This window comes from Listeria tempestatis (genome assembly GCF_963575625.1).
In the GTDB taxonomy this organism is placed as follows: Bacteria; Bacillota; Bacilli; order Lactobacillales; family Listeriaceae; genus Listeria; species Listeria tempestatis.
The window spans coordinates 38,637-56,382 of the sequence record NZ_CAUYTK010000006.1; the positions used below are offsets into that span (position 1 = coordinate 38,637).

A 17,746-nucleotide genomic window follows, 5' to 3' on the forward strand; every position below is an offset into this window, starting at 1 on the left:
AAAAAAATTCACAAAGTAGTCACAATTTTAAAATCGTTTGAATGGTATATTGATATTATAGATAAACAGTTAGAAGGGATGGGGATAATGAGTCGAATTGCGAGTTTCGAAGTACAACACTTTTTAGATACGCTCCGAACTTCCAATGCGGAGGCGCGTGCATGGCTGAAGGCGTTCCAAAAGGCGGTTATCGCCTATACGAAGGAAACGCGTGTTTCGGGGAAAGCGGTCGAGGCGTCGAAAGCATATTTTGAAGCGAGTTATGTGCCACTGGTGGACACCATCCTGCAAGCGATGGAGATGAGTGAAAATTTACTCGCGCAGTACATACAAGATTTTTATAGCCAAGTCGATAACACGCCAGATGCCTATATTGATGCCGAGCTTTTGCAGGATGTGATGGCGGACGTGCGGCGACTGAAGCGGGAAAAAGAACGAATCGCACAATCGATGGGCGGTGGCATGGGAACAACCTTACAAGGTCAGCAACAAGCCTATTCGATGCGGCTTTATGAAGTGATGGAGGAAGAAAAAATACTCGAGAAATACATCGCCTTTGAACAAAGCCATACGCATTTTTTCGCCCCGTTGCGTGAGCTTGTGTGCGCTGTGCAACGGGCGATGGATGCGCTCCAAAATCAAGTGCACTTTAACGCAGAAACAGGCATGTACGGTGTCGCGAAAACCTTTATGCCGGCGATGCAGCGCTTGCAGCAGTCGCTGAATGAAGCGCGCGGGATAGATCCAAAACGCGAAGCTCAGTTGGAAGGCTATCTCTTATTCAAGGTACCTTATACCGATTCAAACGGAAAAGAACAAGCGATGTGGATTTTGGAGAAAGACGGCGTCCGTGTCCCGAACCGTGAACTTGAAGCCTATTTAAAACGAACAGGCGACTACCAAGACAAGGCTAAATATACTATACTAACATTAGACGAGCTAAACGAAAAAATCATGAAATCGTGGCAAAATAAGACGTATTACATGGACGGAAAAGTATATTCAGGCGCGGCAGGGAGCATTTTGAAAGCTTCAGCTTATGTGGAAGACTGGGAAGGCCAACTGTCTGACGCAGGCGTGATGGATGCGCTCACAGGTGTAGGTTTAAGTTTGGCGGCAATTAGTGGGAGTATGGTGTATAAGGGAGGTAGTGCAGCAAATGTTCCAAATCCAAATGTTGGAGTGGTTCAATCAAGAATTAACGTTTCAAATGGGCAAACTCGATTTACTCCGCTTAGAAAATCAGGAGAACCTGTTTCTGCTGGGTTCGATCATGTTTTTGAAGGTCATTTTGATAGACCTTTAGCAAATAGTCGATCTATTTTTTCTACTTCTGCTGATAATTTGAAACAGATTTTGCAATCGCAAAACGTTGTAAAATCAACTGTTATGGAAATACATGGTGGACAATATAAAAGAATTGTTGATACAGGAGAGGTCATTGGAAATACTGCTTTAAAACATGGCGGGAGTCCAACTAGTTGGATTGAGATATATACTGATAAAGCAGGAAATTTAATTACCACATATCCAATTCCTAAACCTTAAAATTGTGAGGAGGAAATTTGAAATGACAAAAAATATATTAGATAGAGAGCTAGTCAAAGAATTTCGCGAAATTTCTAGATGTGACAGTAATTTAGAAAGCTATGAGGATTACTATCAAGCTTATGTAATGTTTATAAGTGAACATAGAGATTATTTCACAGATTCAATTTTAGAAAAATGGGGGTTAGATGTTTTAATTTCTATTGATACTAAAGAATATATTGTTCCAACTCCAGATTTGTCTTTGGATATGGAAAAGGCTAGATTAAGTAAAGGTGAATATAAAAACATTGATACATTGGCAATGTCAATTCGAGATACTCTATGGGATATGGTCACCATATATTCTGGTAAAGATTGTCCTATAACACCAAATGATGAATTAAGATATATAAAAGTCGTTTATACAGATAAGCCAAATGAGATTCTTTTAGAATGCACAGGATGTGGTTGGACAGAAGATACTGAGGGAAAAGAATATACAGGAGATTTCGGAAAAGTATTTCCTGTAAAAGAAAAAGAAATTCGAAAATATATTAAATAAAATAAGGCTCTCCATCATAAGCCTCGTAATCAAGTTGCCAATAACTAACAAAAGCTGGCTGTATTTGTTGTACGGTTATCCAGATAGAACATGCGAAGTTATTGAAGAGTCTAACATAAATAAAAAATAAGCATAAATCTTGTAAAATCCATTTTTTAAGATGGCGTGATTACTGGATTCATGCTTTTTTATTTTTCCTCTTGTAGGACAAAATCTAATTATGTCCCAAGTCTATCTTACCTTATTCACTTTCTAGTTCATGAACAAACAAGCCACTTAATAATTTTGGTTCAAACCATGTTGATTTTGGCGGCATAATTTCATTTGCGTCTGCCACACTTAATAGGTCGTTCATTGTTGGCGGATACATGGCGAAAGCTATGGAAAACTCGCCGCTATCGACGCGCTTTTCTAGCTCAGAAAGCCCGCGTATGCCGCCCACAAAATCGATGCGGTCGTCACGTCTAATATCGCGGATGTCGAAAATGGGTGTAAGCACTTCATTTTGCAATAGTGAAACATCAAGTCGTCCGATTACATCATTTGGAATGCGGGTTTTTTTGACTGTCAAGCCGTACCAATTGCCGTCCATGTAGAGCCCTATTTGGTTCGGCGCGCTTGGTTTAAACGGCGTCGCTTGCTTTTCCGTGATGTCAAAACGCGAATTTAGTTGGGTAAAGAAATCAGTTGGGATGGGCACACGTAAAACGCGATTATAATCAAGGATTTCGAGTTCTTCAGCTGGGAACAAAACGGATAAGAAGAAATTGAATTCTGCGTCTGGACCTTCATTTGGGTGCGCCTCCCTCCGCTTTAATCCTACTTTAACAGCTGATTCCGTACGATGATGCCCGTCCGCTATGTAAAGCGCTGGAACGGACGAAAAAGCCGCTGAAAGACGCGTTACAATATCAGCATCTTCAATATGCCAAACTTTGTGCGTAACATCATGAAAGCTTGAAAAATCATAAATAGGCGCGTTTTGAGCCTTAAATTGCTGGACTACCAAATTAATTTCCGATTTACCGCGGTAAGTCAAAAAAATGGGACTCGTATTTGCATCACAAGTGTCAACGTGACGAATACGGTCGAGCTCCTTTTCCTCCCGTGTGAACTCATGTTTTTTAATCTTCCCAGAAATGTAATCATCTATCGCAGTCGTAGCCACAATCCCCGTCTGCGTGCGGCCACCCATCTCCAAATCATAAATATAAAAACCCGAATGAACATCTTTTTTCAACCACTCTTTTTGTAAAAACGCTCGTAAATTTTCTTTTGCCTTTGAGTAAACTAAGTCATCATACGGCGATAATGATTTCTCAAGATCAATTTCCGCTTTATCAATATGTAAAAATGAATATTCATTCGCATCGCCTAGCTCCCTTGCTTCCACACTGCTCAAAACATCATACGGCAAGGACGCTATTTTATTCACCAGTTTTCCATTCGGTCTTACTGCCTGAAATGGCCGTACATTCACCATAATTTTTCCTCCTAAATTTGAAGAGCCTCAAGAAATTCCTTAAGGCTCCATTATTTCCCGGGAAATAATTTATACCGTAACACCTAAAGGTTCGATAATTCGTACGCGTAAAATACCGCCAACACCCTCTAACTCGCGCTTAATCGCCTCTAAACTGTTAGAATCATTTTGGTCCATATCGACTAGCGTATACGCATAATCACCGCGGCTACGGTTCGTTAAATCCATAATATTCATCGCATGATTGGCAACAATTGTTGTGACTTGCCCAACCATATTCGGGATATTACGGTGACACACACCAATTCGCGGATGCCCATTATACGGCATATCCACTGACGGATAGTTCACCGAATTTTTAATGCTTCCCGTTTCTAAAAAATATTGCAATTCGCGAGATGCCATAAGCGCACAATTGGTTTCTGCTTCCTCTGTTGAAGCTCCGAGGTGCGGCAAAACGCGGACTTTTTCTGTCTGAAGCAGTTTTTTAGTCGCAAAGTCCGTTATATACATGCGCAATTGATTAGCCTCTAGCGCTTCACAAATTGCGTCTTGTTGCACGAGTTCCCCACGAGAGAAATTAAGCAACACGGCATTTTGTTTTAACAAAAGTAAGGTTTCTGCATTGAACATTTCGCGCGTGTTGTCACGCAGTGGAACATGAACTGTAATATAATCGCATGTTGCCAAAACTTCCTCAAGCGTAATGGCACGTTTGACGTCTTTTGAAATCTTCCATGCCGTGTCAACCGAAACATACGGGTCAAAACCAACAACTTCCATGCCGAGTGCCACCGCATCATTTGCAACGAGTGCACCAATCGCGCCAAGTCCGATAATACCTAATTTTTTCCCATAAAGCTCTGTTCCCGCAAAAGCTTTTTTGCCAGCCTCTACTTTCGTTTCCACATCATCATCATCGATTCCTTGAACCCAAGTGTTGCCTTCAATAATCGGCCGAGCTGCCATAAATAAACTCGCAAGAACGAGCTCCTTCACTGCATTCGCATTGGCACCAGGCGTGTTAAACACAACGATGCCACGCTCTGAACACACGTCAAGCGGAATGTTATTCACACCAGCACCAGCTCGCGCAATCGCTTTTAATGATTCTGGAAAATCGTAGTCATGCAAACCATAACTTCTAAGTAAAATACCATCAGGGGACGCATTCGCATCAAGCACATATTTCTCTAAATCAAAAGTTCTTAACCCCTCATCGGCAATCGCATTTAACGTTTCAATATTAAACATGAACCTTTCCCCCTTCATGGCTATGCGCAAAATCCTTCATAAAAGCGATGAGCGCCTCCACACCTTCAATCGGAAACGCATTATACACGCTCGCCCGCATCCCACCAACCGAACGATGCCCTTTCAAATTCACAAAACCTTTTTTTAGAGCCTCTTGAATAAACGCTTGATCCAGTTTTGCGTCACCGGTCGTAAAAGGAATATTTGTTAGCGACCGAACAGACGGCTCAACAGGCGAGCTGAATAGATTTGATTCATCGATATACGAATAAAGCAGACCAGCTTTTCGGCGATTCAAAGCCTCCATGCTACTCACACCACCCTGCGCCTTAATCCATTCGAAGACAAGCTTCGCCACATATATCGCAAACGTAGGCGGCGTATTATGCATGGAACCATCATCTGCCATAACCTGATAATCAAGCATAGAAGACAAGTTCTCCGCCCCCCCAATTAAATCCTCGCGAACAATGACAATCGTAAGCCCAGCCGGACCAATATTTTTTTGCGCGCCTGCATAAATAAGTCCAAAATCACGCACATCATAGTGGCTTGCTAAAATATTAGATGACATATCGGCAACTAACGGCACATCGCCCGTCTTAGGCACATCAAATATGGCTGTCCCTTCAATCGTATTGTTTGCTGTAATATGCAAATAAGCTGCATCTTTAGACGGTGCAGGAATATTTGGGATATAGCTGAAATTTCTATCTTCAGATGATGCAATAACAGAAGTCGTAACATTTGGCAGCTTTTTAGCCTCTAAAATTGCCTTTTTTGACCAACTTCCTGTATTCACAAATTCTATTTTTTTGCCTTGCGCTAAATTTAAGGGAACCATCGCAAATTGTAAACTTGCGCCACCTTGCAAAAAAAGCACTTTATAATTGTCTGGAATATCCATTAGCTCACGAAGCAACTGTTCGGCTGAATCAATAATTTCTTGAAAAAGCGCGGATCTATGACTTAGCTCCATGACAGACATACCAGACCCCTTATACGACAACAATTCTTCCTGAACTTGCTTTAGTACTGGAACGGGCAAAGTTGCCGGTCCCGCTGAAAAATTATAGACACGTTCCACTCATCATCTCTCCTGTTCACAATCATTTTACTAAAAACGAATCACCAGTATTTCTTCTCAAAAGGTTACCAATCATTTGCGCCAACCGGTGAGACATGAGCCTATTTGTTTTTTTGACAGAACACCTACTTTCAAAATTGTGAAGTTAGCCACAATTTTTTAAATTGCTTAAAAAAACTGTCTTTTTATACTTTTGTATATTATAGCAGAAGCTCTGCCGAATTTAAACAAAAAAATAGCAAACGCCCAAGATGGTCGCTTGCTATTTTTCTACATTAATTCAATATTCACTATATCGCTAAATTGAACGGCATAAATAGTTCCTAGAACATCTTTTAGTAGAATCTCCTGCGTTACATCATCTAATTCAAGAGGTACAAGCTCTAACGTACGCATCCAACCCAAACCCCGAAAAGCTTCTGGGTCTTCAAATGGAGCCAAATTTAAATGGGCTACGTCAGCCTCTTCAAAATATTGTAAACGCACCAGCCATTCTCGTTTTATGGCATCTTGAAGTGTAATAAGAAAACTAACTTGTTCTACAACATCACACACCGGGCGCATCTTTAGAGATGCTAGACTGGCATCAAATTCAATTTCTTTTAGTGGCAAAGCATAAACCATCATCATCACCTCTTCCTATTCTTATTATACGAACAAACGTTCCTTTTTGCAAGTTTTTTGTTCTTTATTTAAAAATTTTTTTATCTAGAACCACAACATAGATAGCGTTTACATAAATTTTTCTTGAAATTTTATAGTTGAAATTAAAAATATAGTTGCTATACTTATGTAAGTAGATAACATTTAAAAAGGAGTTTTAATCAATGACAAATACATTTTTAGATTCAATTAAAGTTCGCCGTTCCATTTATGCTTTAGACAAAAACGTTTCTTTATCACAAAACGAAATCGAGGACATTATTAAGGAAGCCATTAAATTAAGTCCTTCTTCTTTTAACTCCCAAAGCTCTCGTGCCGTTATTCTTTTTGGAGAAAGCCATGATAAGCTTTGGAATATGACAGAGGAGACGCTTCGCGGCATCGTTCCTGCTGAAAGCTTTGCATCCACTGAAGAAAAAATCGCTTCTTTCCGCGCTGGCTACGGCACCGTTTTATTTTTCGAAGATACAGAAGTTATCGAAGGCTTACAAGAAAACTTCGCTTTATACGCAGACAACTTCCCAATCTGGTCAGAACAATCCACTGGCATCGCCCAACACTCTGTATGGGTAGCACTTGCAAACGCCGGAATTGGTGCATCGCTTCAACATTACAACCCACTAATTGATGATGCTGTGCAAGCTGAGTTTAACCTTCCCGCAAGTTGGAACTTGCGTGCGCAAATGCCATTTGGTAACATCGTCGCAGAAGCAGGCGAAAAAGAATTCATCGATGACGAAAAACGTTTCCGTACATTTAAATAAAAAAATGAAGCCACACGTCGCTTTTAATGACATGTGGCTTTTTAAATGAAACTTTTGACACGATTACGAAGTTCCTCACAACTTACAATTCCCGCAATACTCCCTTTTATTTCACCATTCACAATTACGATGGAATTCGGAATTCCTTTCACTTGAAATCGTTCCGCAAGAGCTCTTTCTTTATCTATATTCACTTTTACAACTTGAATAAATTCGCCTTCCATCTCAGAAAACAGATCAAGCGTTGGCCAAAAACATCGGCACGGTGCGCACCATTCCGCCCAAAAATTCAACAATATTCTCGGATGATTGGAAATTAATTCGTCAAGCTCACCTTGTTTCGCGTGTATAATTGCCATTTCCCTCACCTCTCGTTCAGATTATGCCAAAGTCCATTATGCGTCAAGCAAACGAGCTTAGGTGTTTACTTTTTAACACTTTTTACATATTTTTTTACCCCAATAAACCAGTACAAAATAATCACAAGCGCAATGCTACTAGCAGCAAAAAGCAAATCTGGGAGAAAAACACTCTTAAAATCTCCTTTACCGCCAAGCGCGTAGACAACATTTGTAATAGTCAATTCTTGAGAAAAAAGACTGCCAAAAAAGAGCAAGAACACGAGTATAATTTGATGCGCGATGCTACCTAATTTATTCCAGCGATTTCGGAGCAATAAGCTCGCATCTTTCATCGCATCTGCCGAATAATCATACGCTTGCCGATTTAAAAACCGCCCTGTCATCGAAGAAAACATGCCGATAATAAAAACGCCAATTGAAATCGTCCACGGAAAAACCATACAAACCACTCCAATTGTTACACCTACCCCGTAAAGTTCCAAAATCGGACGCGTCTTCCAAAACTTCTTACACAATGGCTCAAAAAGCAATGAAAAAATAATTCCAAAGAAATACACTAAATAAATTCTATATAGCATATAATTAAAATTTTGTTCCGCCAAGGAGTAAAACGTTCCGTATAAAAGCGCGAAACTAACCGCCATTCCTTGTCCAATTGAAAAATAGTGAACTAGTATGGGTAATTTTAAAACCGGACGAAAGCGGATGAGCGTCACTACTAAGATAATGATTCCGGATATGCAACTAAAAACGGCAAGGGTTACTAGGCTCGCTAAATCTGTTGTTCGTACACCTTTTATAATAAAAATAATTACCGAAAATACTAGAAAAACTATAAAAGGGCGTATTAAAAAGTTCGTTTTTTCAATTCGTCCTACTTCGTAATTTGGCAATTTATAAACAAAATAGAAAGTCACCGCTAAAAGTAAGGCATAAAATAAGAACGCCATCCACGGAAAAGTAAACTGCACCAGGAAAATTGCGGTACAAGTTGCGACAAGGAGAACAGAAAGCGCAGCTAAGTAGTTTTTATTACTCATTTTTCTCCCATAAAAAAAGCGCTCATGGTATTGTAACGTAATGTAAAGCGGCAAAATCATACTGCTTGAAATGCCGATAAAAATCGCGCCGATTTCGATCCAAAGTGTTGAAAATGGTGCAAGCGCAGCAATTAAAGAACCAAACATGCCAATACATAGGAGTAACAATAAATGGTGTTTGGTGTTCATTCTTCTCCCAAATGCGTTAAATAAAAATGTCCCTGTGTAATTAAACACATAAAAAATAATGAGCGCGGCATAGCCATTTAGCCAGCCCTCATATTCATTCCCGACTAAAATAAATAGTAAATACGGTAAAAATGGCGCTGCATTCACAACGGCATACATATAAAATTTCCCTTTAGGGTTCATCCATTATAACCTCCCTATTTCTTTTCCATCATACACTTTTTCTAGCAACTTTTCACACAATATTTGTCATGTTATAATGCAAAAAAAGACGTTTTTAAAAGGAGGCATTCCATTGAAAGAAATAAACTCGTTCTTGATGTTTCAAAACAAAGCCGCTGAGCAAGCTATACAACTTTATTTAGAGACTTTTCGCGGGGCAGAGGTGGTTTTCATAAACAAACACCCGAATGAAGATGATGGCATTATGCTTGGAAAAATCAAAATCCATAATTTAGAAATTTTCATAAGCGATAGTAGCATTAAACACGATTTCGATTTCACCCCATCTACTTCTTTTTTCATTAACTGTGAAAATTTGGAAGAGCTTGAATCCTATCTTGCCCTACTTTCTGCAGATGGTAAAGTCCTAATGCCACTAAACAACTACGGATTCAGCCAAAAATTCGCGTGGGTAGCAGACCGCTTCGGCATTTCATGGCAACTAAATCTACCGTAATGTTTCACGTGAAACAATTTAAAAAACATTCTCACAGCGGATTTAGTTCTATAAGCAATACGATTATGTCTTTATCTGTCCGTCCCTATCATTTAGTTTCAGCACACAACTTCTGTTTGCTTTCTAAACAACGAAAAAAGGAGCCTCATATATTAGAGACTCCTTTTAATTATTTAATCTATACCTAGGTTATTTCTTCTCTGGTCTTCTCCACATAATTACAAGTAGAAGCCCAAGAATAAAAATGACGCTTGCTCCAATAATGATGTTCCAAAAATTAAATGTCGGTATTGTTTTCGTTGAGAAAGCCACTTCATTTTTATTTATTTGATTTAATGGGACTTTTTGTTCTAATTCTGCCGTTACAATTTGCCGATTTGTTGTTGCTGTTGGTTTGTCACAAGTAATAAGTGTGAGCGTAGGCTTTTCTGTTTGTTTTAGTACACTCGTATTAGTTTCTGGAACTATTTTTACATTTGTAATCTTGTAGCTGTATTGAAATGTTCCATCTTGGAGATAAACTTTTTCGCCTTTTTTGGCATCCATAAGAGGACCAAAGAAAGCATTTTCTCGGTGAATATGATGTGCAGCTAAAACATAGTTTCCCGCACCCATTTCCCGGTCGCTAGTAACAGGTGCTGCGCCAACATATAAATTTTCATTTGTCATTTCTTGCAGTATAGGTAGCTGAACATTGAGAGATGGTATGCTAATTCCGCCAACAATTTCCTTTGAATAGTCATGCATCACTGATTTTGGTATATCTTTTACGGATGGCGGCTGTATAGTTATAAGGGTGTTGCTCTCAGGCGTTGCTGAATTTGCTTTTTCTTCATTTTCTATAAGTTCTCGACTTGTATACTGTGTTACATCATATTTAGTCGTCTGGTAAGTTAGGTATTCATTTTTTAGAAAAGGCATGCTAAAAAGAAGGATGCCAAGCCATATTAATAAATAACAAGTAATTCGGAATTTCATAACTTAGTGACTCCCTTATTTAAAACAGATTAATTCTGTATTTTTATCGTTTTTTGTTGAGCTGTTTTTGTACTTGAAATAACAAGTTCTAGACTGTCCGCCTTTACTGCTTTTTCGGGCATTTCAAAAACTAATTGTCCTTCCTTACTTTCTCCCTTAGCTAGAGTACTTAAGAAAAAGACATCTTTCATTTTCCCGTTTTTATTTAAACTATTTGAAATCGTTGCACTTTCGGATAAAGGGTATTCTATTTTTGTGTTTGTATCTTTTATTTTAAATTTCAATAGGCTAGCAGATTGCTCTTTATTAGATTGATTGGTCATCTTAGTATCTAGGATGAGGAATGTTTCGTTTGTTTTCTTTTTCCAATCAGAAGTTCCAACTTGGTCTGAAGTTTTTTGACTTAATACTTGAACTTTCATATTGTCTACAACGGCACTCGTAGCTTCTTCTTTAAAGTTAAATGCCCAGTATCCTCCAAATCCAATTAAACCTACCATAACAATGACAAAGAATAAATACCATTTATTACGCTTCTTCATTTTTGAATCTCTACTTTCTTTTTAAAATTACGCTGAAAAGTTGTCCGACATTTTGGACAGCTTACTTTTTGCATTTTTTGCTGAATTGGAAAATGATAACCACACTTCTTACAATGGAAACTTATCTCTTTATTTTTCAAATGGGCCAGGATAATCGCTTCTTGTTCCTTCAGTGACTTCTTTTGAATCTTTGGATATGTTTCAGGTTCATTATTTTTCAAATTCTGACTTCCTTTCAAAAAATAGCTAGGCAAGAACATCTTGCCTAGCTATCGTTGTGTTAAGCGTTGTTACGTCTTCTGCGGGCCACGAGTGTTAGTGTACCTAATAGCACAAGTGCGCCGGCAAGCATCCAAATCATGTTATCCGTATCACCTGTGTGAGGTAAATGACCTGTTGGATAATCAAGTGGTGGTGTTACTGTTGGTTTTTCCGAATAGATCGTTTTAGCTGTGTCACCAAATGTAAGGCTCGCTCTATTTGGAATACCACCATTTTTAACGAATGGCGCTAATTCTGCGTTTGTTGCACTAGCTTTGATTTTAGTTGTAATTGTCATCGTGTACGTATGACCTGCTAAATAACTAAAATCGCCATCTTGTTTCGCTAAATCAAACGAAATGTTGTTACCATCAATATTTACTTGACCATTAGCTGTTACATCATTTCCGTTTTCATCTACGACTGTTACATTTTGAATGTCTAATAAATCATTAATGCTGTCTGTAATGTTTGCTTGTGTCCATGATGCTGTTGTGTTTCCAAAGCTTGCTTTCACATGCCAGTCAAAGCTGTCATCGCGGTTCGCTAAGTCTACATGTTGTTTATTTTCCACATCTTTATGAATGACAGGTTCCTCTGGTGGAGGCGTCACAGTTGGAATTTCAGAGTGAATCACATCTCCTGCATTACCGAAGTGTAAATCCGCTTGGTTTGGAATTCCTCCTGATGCGATATATGGTGCTAATTCTTCGTCTGTCGCAGTATCTTTGATTTTAGTTGTAATCGTCATCGTGTACGTATGACCTGCTAAATACGTGAAAGCATCATCTTGTTTCGCTAAATCAAACGAAATGTTGTTGCCATCAATATTTACTTGACCATTAGCTGTTACATCATTTCCGTTTTCATCTACGACTGTTACATTTTGAATGTCTAGTAAGTCATTGATTGTATCCGTAATACTTGCCTGTGTCCATGATGTTGTTGTGTTTCCAAATTTTGTTTGGACATGCCAGTCAAAGCTGTCATCGCGGTTCGTTAAGTCTACATGTTGCGTGTTCTCCACATCTTTATGAATGACAGGTTCCTCTGGTGGAGGCGTCACAGTTGGAATTTCAGAGTGAATCACATCTCCTGCATTACCGAAATGTAGATCCGCTTGGTTTGGAATTCCTCCCGATGCGATATATGGTGCTAATTCTTCGTCTGTCACAGTATCTTTGATTTTAGTTGTAATCGTCATCGTGTACGTATGACCTGCTAAATACGTGAAGTCACCATTTTTCATTGCTAAATCAAACGAAATGTTGTTGCCATCAATGTTTACTTGACCATTAGCTGTTACATCATTTCCGTTTTCATCTACGACTGTTACATTTTGAATGTCTAGTAAGTCATTGATTGTATCGGTAATACTTGCTTGTGTCCATGTTGTTGTTGTATTTCCAAACTCTGCGTTTACATGCCAGTCAAAGCTGTCATCACGGTTTGTTAAGTCTACATGTTGTTTATTTTCCACATCTTTATGAATGACAGGTTCCTCTGGTGGAGGCGTTACAGTTGGAATTTCAGAGTGAATCACATCTCCCGCATTACCGAAGTGTAGATCCGCTTGGTTTGGAATTCCTCCCGATGCGATATATGGTGCTAATTCTTCGTCTGTCACAGTATCTTTGATTTTAGTTGTAATTGTCATCGTGTACGTATGACCTGCTAAATACGTGAAGTCACCATTTTTCATTGCCAAGTCAAACGAAATGTTGTTGCCGTCAATGTTTACTTGACCATTAGCTGTTACATCATTTCCGTTTTCATCTACGACTGTTACATTTTGAATGTCTAGTAAGTCATTGATTGTATCGGTAATACTTGCTTGTGTCCATGTTGTTGTTGTATTTCCAAACTCTGCGTTTACATGCCAGTCAAAGCTGTCATCGCGGTTTGTTAAGTCTACATGTTGCGTATTCTCCACATCTTTATGAATCACTGGTTCCTCTGGTGGAGGCGTTACAGTTGGAATTTCAGAGTGAATCACATCTCCTGCATTACCGAAGTGTAGATCCGCTTGGTTTGGAATTCCTCCTGATGCGATATATGGTGCTAATTCTTCGTCTGTCGCAGTATCTTTGATTTTAGTTGTAATCGTCATCGTGTACGTATGACCTGCTAAATACGTGAAGTCACCATTTTTCATTGCCAAGTCAAACGAAATGTTGTTGCCATCAATGTTTACTTGACCATTAGCTGTTACATCATTTCCGTTTTCATCTACGACTGTTACATTTTGAATGTCTAGTAAGTCATTGATTGTATCGGTAATACTTGCTTCTGTCCATGATGTTGTTGTGTTTCCAAATTCTGCGTTCACATGCCAGTCAAAGCTGTCATTACGGTTTGTTAAGTCTACATGTTGTGTATTCTCCACATCTTTATGAATGACAGGTTCCTCTGGTGGAGGCGTCACAGTTGGAATTTCAGAGTGGATTACTTCTCCTGCATTACCGAAGTGTAGATCCGCTTGGTTTGGAATTCCTCCTGATGCGATATATGGTGCTAATTCTTCGTCTGTCGCAGTATCTTTGATTTTGGTTGTAATTGTCATCGTGTACGTATGATAAGCTAAATAATTAAAATTACCATCTTGTTCAGCTAAGTCAAACGAAATGTTGTTGCCGTCAATGTTTACTTGACCATTGGCTGTCACATCATTTCCGTTTTCATCTACGACTGTTACATTTTGAATGTCTAGTAAGTCATTGATTGTATCGGTAATACTTGCTTCTGTCCATGTTGTTGTTGTGTTTCCAAACTCTGCATTCACATGCCAATCAAAGCTGTCATTACGGTTTGTTAAGTCTACATGTTGTGTGTTCTCCACATCTTTATGAATGACAGGTTCTTCTGGCGCATCATTCACCACGACACCAACACGTTCAGGCTCAACGGCTTGTAAATTGTTGGAAGCAAAAGCAAATGAATTCCATGCTGCACGAGTTTGTTCATCAATTGTTGGATTTGTTAAATTGGCATCTAGTTCCGTTGGTGCTTGCATAGAGAAGTTTAACATGATGTTGTCACCAGTGTTGAAACTTGCATTATCAAGTAAAGTAATCTTAAAGCTGTGAATTTGACTCCAGTCCATTACAGATGTTGCATCCATCCAATTTGGTTCTTGTGCATCTGCTGGGTTAGTAATTGGTGTTGTTGTTTCTGGATATAGAACGTTTTGTGTTAAATCATCTCTAGTTGGGTTAGTAGCTGTACTATACGTGATAGCTACTTTTCCAGCCCATGCATCTGGGACTGTAATAGGACCCGTCATAATCGGTGTGAACTGACTTCCTCGTTGCGTATTATCTGTGATGCCTAGATCACCAACAGAAGGAAGTACATCCATTAATACCATCTGGTTAATTTGGGTTTCTCCGTCATTTGTAAGATTAAGTTGATAATCGATTGTTCCACCTAATGAAGTATGACCAAATTTAGAAAACTCCGTATCTTGGTCGCCTTTAACAAGTTTAGAAGTCGTAATCTTATCTTCACGAAGAATATAGTATTTATTACCTGAAACTACTAAGTTTTCATCTACGTTGCCATTACCATTAATATCATTTGTATCTTGTTCTTTAACAGAATTAGTAATTGCATCTCCAGTTTGTGTTGGAACATCAAAATTAGCGTCTCCAACCGAACCATAGACCATTGGTGTTAAAGTAGATGGTGCATCTTCGGCAATATTAACAGCGAAGAAATAAGAAATGGATTTTCCAGGATATAAACTATCTTCATTCCATTTAACGTGAATTAGTTGTTGCCCCGTTCCATTGTAGTTGGAATCAACTATTTTAATAGTTCCCTCTTCGTTATTTCCATCAGTGGTAGCTGATCCCCACGCAAGCTGATCAGCCATTTGATACATAGGATTCGCTTCATCCACGGTAACCCCTTTTGGAAGCAACAACATCTCTTCTAATGGACTTCCTGCTTTTTCTACAGAAGAAGTGTCATTAGCTAATTGACCTTGAACAAAATTTCTTCCTGGTTGAACAATCCCGTTTTCTTGATTTACTATTTTGATAGAGCTACTAAGAATCGGAATCGAACCTGCTGGTTTTGGAACAATGGTTGCCGTTCTCTCGCCTGTCAGCGTCGAACTATCATTCATATCAGCATCATTATTCCAAGAAACTTGATTTCCTTCTGCATTGTAACCTGTCACATCATAAGAAACCGTGTTAGTAACTCCACCAGTGTATCCAGGTGTCACACTATAATACATATAAATCCAATTATTATATCCTGCTGGTCGATATTGATAGGAATACCGAATCTTACTAACATGCGTCCCATCAGCAATTCCATAATCATGTAATTTATATGTTCCTGGTCCAACACCTTGTGCTAGTAATTGTTCTTGCCCATTAATCGTGACATAGATATCCACTTTCGATTCTTTTGAAGGGTCAACAGAAACCGCATCAGGGGGAGCAAAATCCGGGTCATAATCACTTGGATTAATCACGAACTCACTTAAATTTAATGCATTATCAATATTATAATTCACTTCGTATTTATCATAATCCATTGTAGGACTATTTGTTAAATAGTTTGTTAAAGCAAGAGAAAATCCTAAACGAGCACTATCATATACACTTGGATTAGGATTCGCACTATCCCCACCAACATCACCTTGCCCATTTTTAGGACCATAATGCACTGGAGAAATAAGCGTTCCAGACGGCGCTGGAACATCCCCGCCCGATGGACCTGCATACGTTTTAGCTGATGCATCCTTAGTAATCTCTTGATTGCTATAATCAACAGCCGAAACTGTTACGGCATTTGTATATGATGTTACTTCTGTGATTCCAGCATCATATGTTGTGCGGACTTCAATCGTTTTATTAAACAATGAATCCCCACTTGCTACTGCTTTTTGTGCATCAATTGTAGGTGCATCAAATTCCCATGTTACCGTACGTGCTGCGCTATCATAGACTCCGCCCGAATCATCGCTAACATATGTTAGACCCGCTGGAATCGTATCTACTACTTTAATTTTACTTCCTTCTTTAAAGTAGAGTAGACCAGTGTCTTTAGCATCTGCATTGACATTGATAGACCAAACACCTGTATCTCCATCTACTGCCGGATCGCTACTTACGGTACCATTTTTCAATGTTTCTTTGTATTGTTTCGAAATCGAAACGCTCGAAGAAGCTTTTACAGTAACAGTGGCATCATCTGTTGCATTCCCAGTAAAATTGTCAGCTGTAAAGCTAGCATTTGCAACAAACTGGGTTCCATCTGCTGTAACACCATTTTCAGCATGCACTTTGATAAGCACTTGCTCTGCCTGCCCAGCGCTTAATGTATCAAAATGATACGTTAAACGATGCGCATTAGCATCATAACTTGGAACAACGTTGAAAATTGCTAATTCATTTAAATCTTGTGTAAATGAACCATTTGCAGGAAGATCTACATAAATATTTGCATTTTGATACGTTGTTTGGCTTCCTGTTACTTTGAAGTTTAGAGCAAAAACAGCGTCTTGCCCTGCTTGAACGGAAGCGTTCACTGGTGCAATATCAATATCAGCATTGACCGTACCAGATTGAAGTGAAGGCGTTCCTAACGGATTTTCTGCAGTAATTAGCAATGTATTTGAAGTGTGTTCCACCCCGTCTACTGTTGTTTTACCGATAAGACCATAATTGCCCGCTTTTTCAGCCTTCAATGTTAAATCAGCGGCGTTATCTTTTTTATCCTCATTCCAAGTAATCGTGATTTCTGATTTATCTTGGTTAAAAGTTGCAGTTTTAATGTTGGCTTTTAAGTTGTTGTCGGCAACTTTATCAAAGGAAATATTATTTGGGATTGCAATTGTTGCTGTATCACCACTTGTTTGGGAAATATGAACATCAAAACTAGAGCCCGTTTTAACGTTTTGATTTTCCGCTGATAAATTAAGCACTTGATCTTCTGTACCTGAGTTAGTGTTTGTTGCAGCTAAACTAACAATAGGAGATACAAGCGTTTGAATGATCAACAGCAAAATTGCAATGCCAGCAAATCCTTTTTTGAAATTGGGCATCTTTCTTCCCTTCCTTTGTAATCTATTAATTTGATAAACATCCTTTCTCTTACGAAATGTGGTTGCATAATATCGTATGCCATTTGATTTTAGCATTACTAACTTCAAAACCTATGCGTAATTTATACATTAAAAGTTTTTTATTGTGACTATTTTTAAAACATTAGCCACCCTCCGTTATCACCACCTTAAAACAACTCTTTAACAAACGTTTTTTATTGTCACCACATGATTAACTAAATAACTTTTCCAGGATTAAAATAAAACCACGGACAACGCAAAAAATTACAG

14 protein-coding genes are annotated in these 17,746 nt (G+C 38.7%); 4 read left to right on the forward strand and 10 right to left on the reverse strand.

Annotated elements, in window-relative coordinates; translation table 11 throughout:
* Positions 1-87: 87 nt before the first annotated feature.
* Positions 88-1,548: a T7SS effector LXG polymorphic toxin gene (locus tag R8923_RS09050; protein WP_485872463.1), complete on the forward strand. Its 1,461-nt coding sequence runs from the start codon at positions 88-90 to the stop codon at positions 1,546-1,548.
* A 22-nt stretch (positions 1,549-1,570) separates the two neighbouring features.
* Complete coding sequence (locus R8923_RS09055) at positions 1,571-2,092, forward strand: hypothetical protein (RefSeq protein WP_485872464.1); 522 nt, start codon at positions 1,571-1,573, stop codon at positions 2,090-2,092.
* Between the two features lie 241 nt (positions 2,093-2,333).
* On the opposite strand, the gene R8923_RS09060 is transcribed toward R8923_RS09055, so the two are convergent.
* The 4 genes from R8923_RS09060 to R8923_RS09075 form a co-directional block, all read right to left on the reverse strand.
* Positions 2,334-3,575, reverse strand: a complete 1,242-nt coding sequence (locus tag R8923_RS09060) for a DUF1015 domain-containing protein (protein ID WP_485872465.1) — start codon at positions 3,573-3,575, stop codon at positions 2,334-2,336.
* A gap of 69 nt (positions 3,576-3,644) precedes the next feature.
* Positions 3,645-4,829 carry a 3-phosphoglycerate dehydrogenase family protein gene (locus R8923_RS09065; RefSeq protein ID WP_485872466.1) on the reverse strand — a complete coding sequence of 395 codons (1,185 nt, stop codon included), beginning with the start codon at positions 4,827-4,829 and terminating at the stop codon, positions 3,645-3,647.
* Positions 4,822-5,916: a 3-phosphoserine/phosphohydroxythreonine transaminase gene (serC, locus tag R8923_RS09070; protein ID WP_485872467.1), complete on the reverse strand. Its 1,095-nt coding sequence runs from the start codon at positions 5,914-5,916 to the stop codon at positions 4,822-4,824. The genes R8923_RS09065 and serC overlap by 8 nt, the downstream gene beginning before the upstream one ends.
* Positions 5,917-6,186: 270 nt before the next feature.
* The gene (locus R8923_RS09075) at positions 6,187-6,546 is read right to left on the reverse strand and encodes a hypothetical protein (RefSeq protein WP_485872468.1); all 360 of its coding nucleotides are present in this window, start codon (positions 6,544-6,546) and stop codon (positions 6,187-6,189) included.
* A 197-nt stretch (positions 6,547-6,743) separates the two neighbouring features.
* Here R8923_RS09075 and R8923_RS09080 point away from each other — a divergent pair, with 197 nt between their 5' ends.
* Positions 6,744-7,343 carry a nitroreductase family protein gene (locus R8923_RS09080; protein ID WP_485872469.1) on the forward strand — a complete coding sequence of 200 codons (600 nt, stop codon included), beginning with the start codon at positions 6,744-6,746 and terminating at the stop codon, positions 7,341-7,343.
* Between the two features lie 41 nt (positions 7,344-7,384).
* Here R8923_RS09080 and R8923_RS09085 read toward each other — a convergent pair whose 3' ends face one another.
* Entirely contained in the window at positions 7,385-7,702 is a 318-nt protein-coding gene (locus R8923_RS09085; protein WP_485872470.1) for a thioredoxin family protein, read from the reverse strand.
* A gap of 65 nt (positions 7,703-7,767) precedes the next feature.
* Complete coding sequence (locus R8923_RS09090) at positions 7,768-9,117, reverse strand: hypothetical protein (RefSeq protein ID WP_485872471.1); 1,350 nt, start codon at positions 9,115-9,117, stop codon at positions 7,768-7,770.
* 112 nt (positions 9,118-9,229) lie between these two features.
* Between R8923_RS09090 and R8923_RS09095 the strand changes: the two genes are divergently transcribed.
* Entirely contained in the window at positions 9,230-9,613 is a 384-nt protein-coding gene (locus R8923_RS09095) for a VOC family protein (RefSeq protein ID WP_485872472.1), read from the forward strand.
* Between the two features lie 189 nt (positions 9,614-9,802).
* Here R8923_RS09095 and R8923_RS09100 read toward each other — a convergent pair whose 3' ends face one another.
* Genes R8923_RS09100 through R8923_RS09115 form a run of 4 tightly spaced genes read right to left on the reverse strand, consistent with a single transcriptional unit; the run spans position 9,803 to position 17,455 of the window.
* Positions 9,803-10,591, reverse strand: coding sequence for a class A sortase (locus R8923_RS09100; RefSeq protein ID WP_485872473.1), 789 nt, complete (start codon positions 10,589-10,591; stop codon positions 9,803-9,805).
* Between the two features lie 29 nt (positions 10,592-10,620).
* Positions 10,621-11,133, reverse strand: a complete 513-nt coding sequence (locus R8923_RS09105; protein ID WP_485872474.1) for a DUF4352 domain-containing protein — start codon at positions 11,131-11,133, stop codon at positions 10,621-10,623.
* Positions 11,130-11,354, reverse strand: a complete 225-nt coding sequence (locus R8923_RS09110) for an FmdB family zinc ribbon protein (RefSeq protein WP_485872475.1) — start codon at positions 11,352-11,354, stop codon at positions 11,130-11,132. The genes R8923_RS09105 and R8923_RS09110 overlap by 4 nt, the downstream gene beginning before the upstream one ends.
* Before the next feature lie 59 nt (positions 11,355-11,413).
* Positions 11,414-17,455 carry an isopeptide-forming domain-containing fimbrial protein gene (locus R8923_RS09115; protein ID WP_485872476.1) on the reverse strand — a complete coding sequence of 2,014 codons (6,042 nt, stop codon included), beginning with the start codon at positions 17,453-17,455 and terminating at the stop codon, positions 11,414-11,416.
* Positions 17,456-17,746 lie beyond the last annotated feature (291 nt).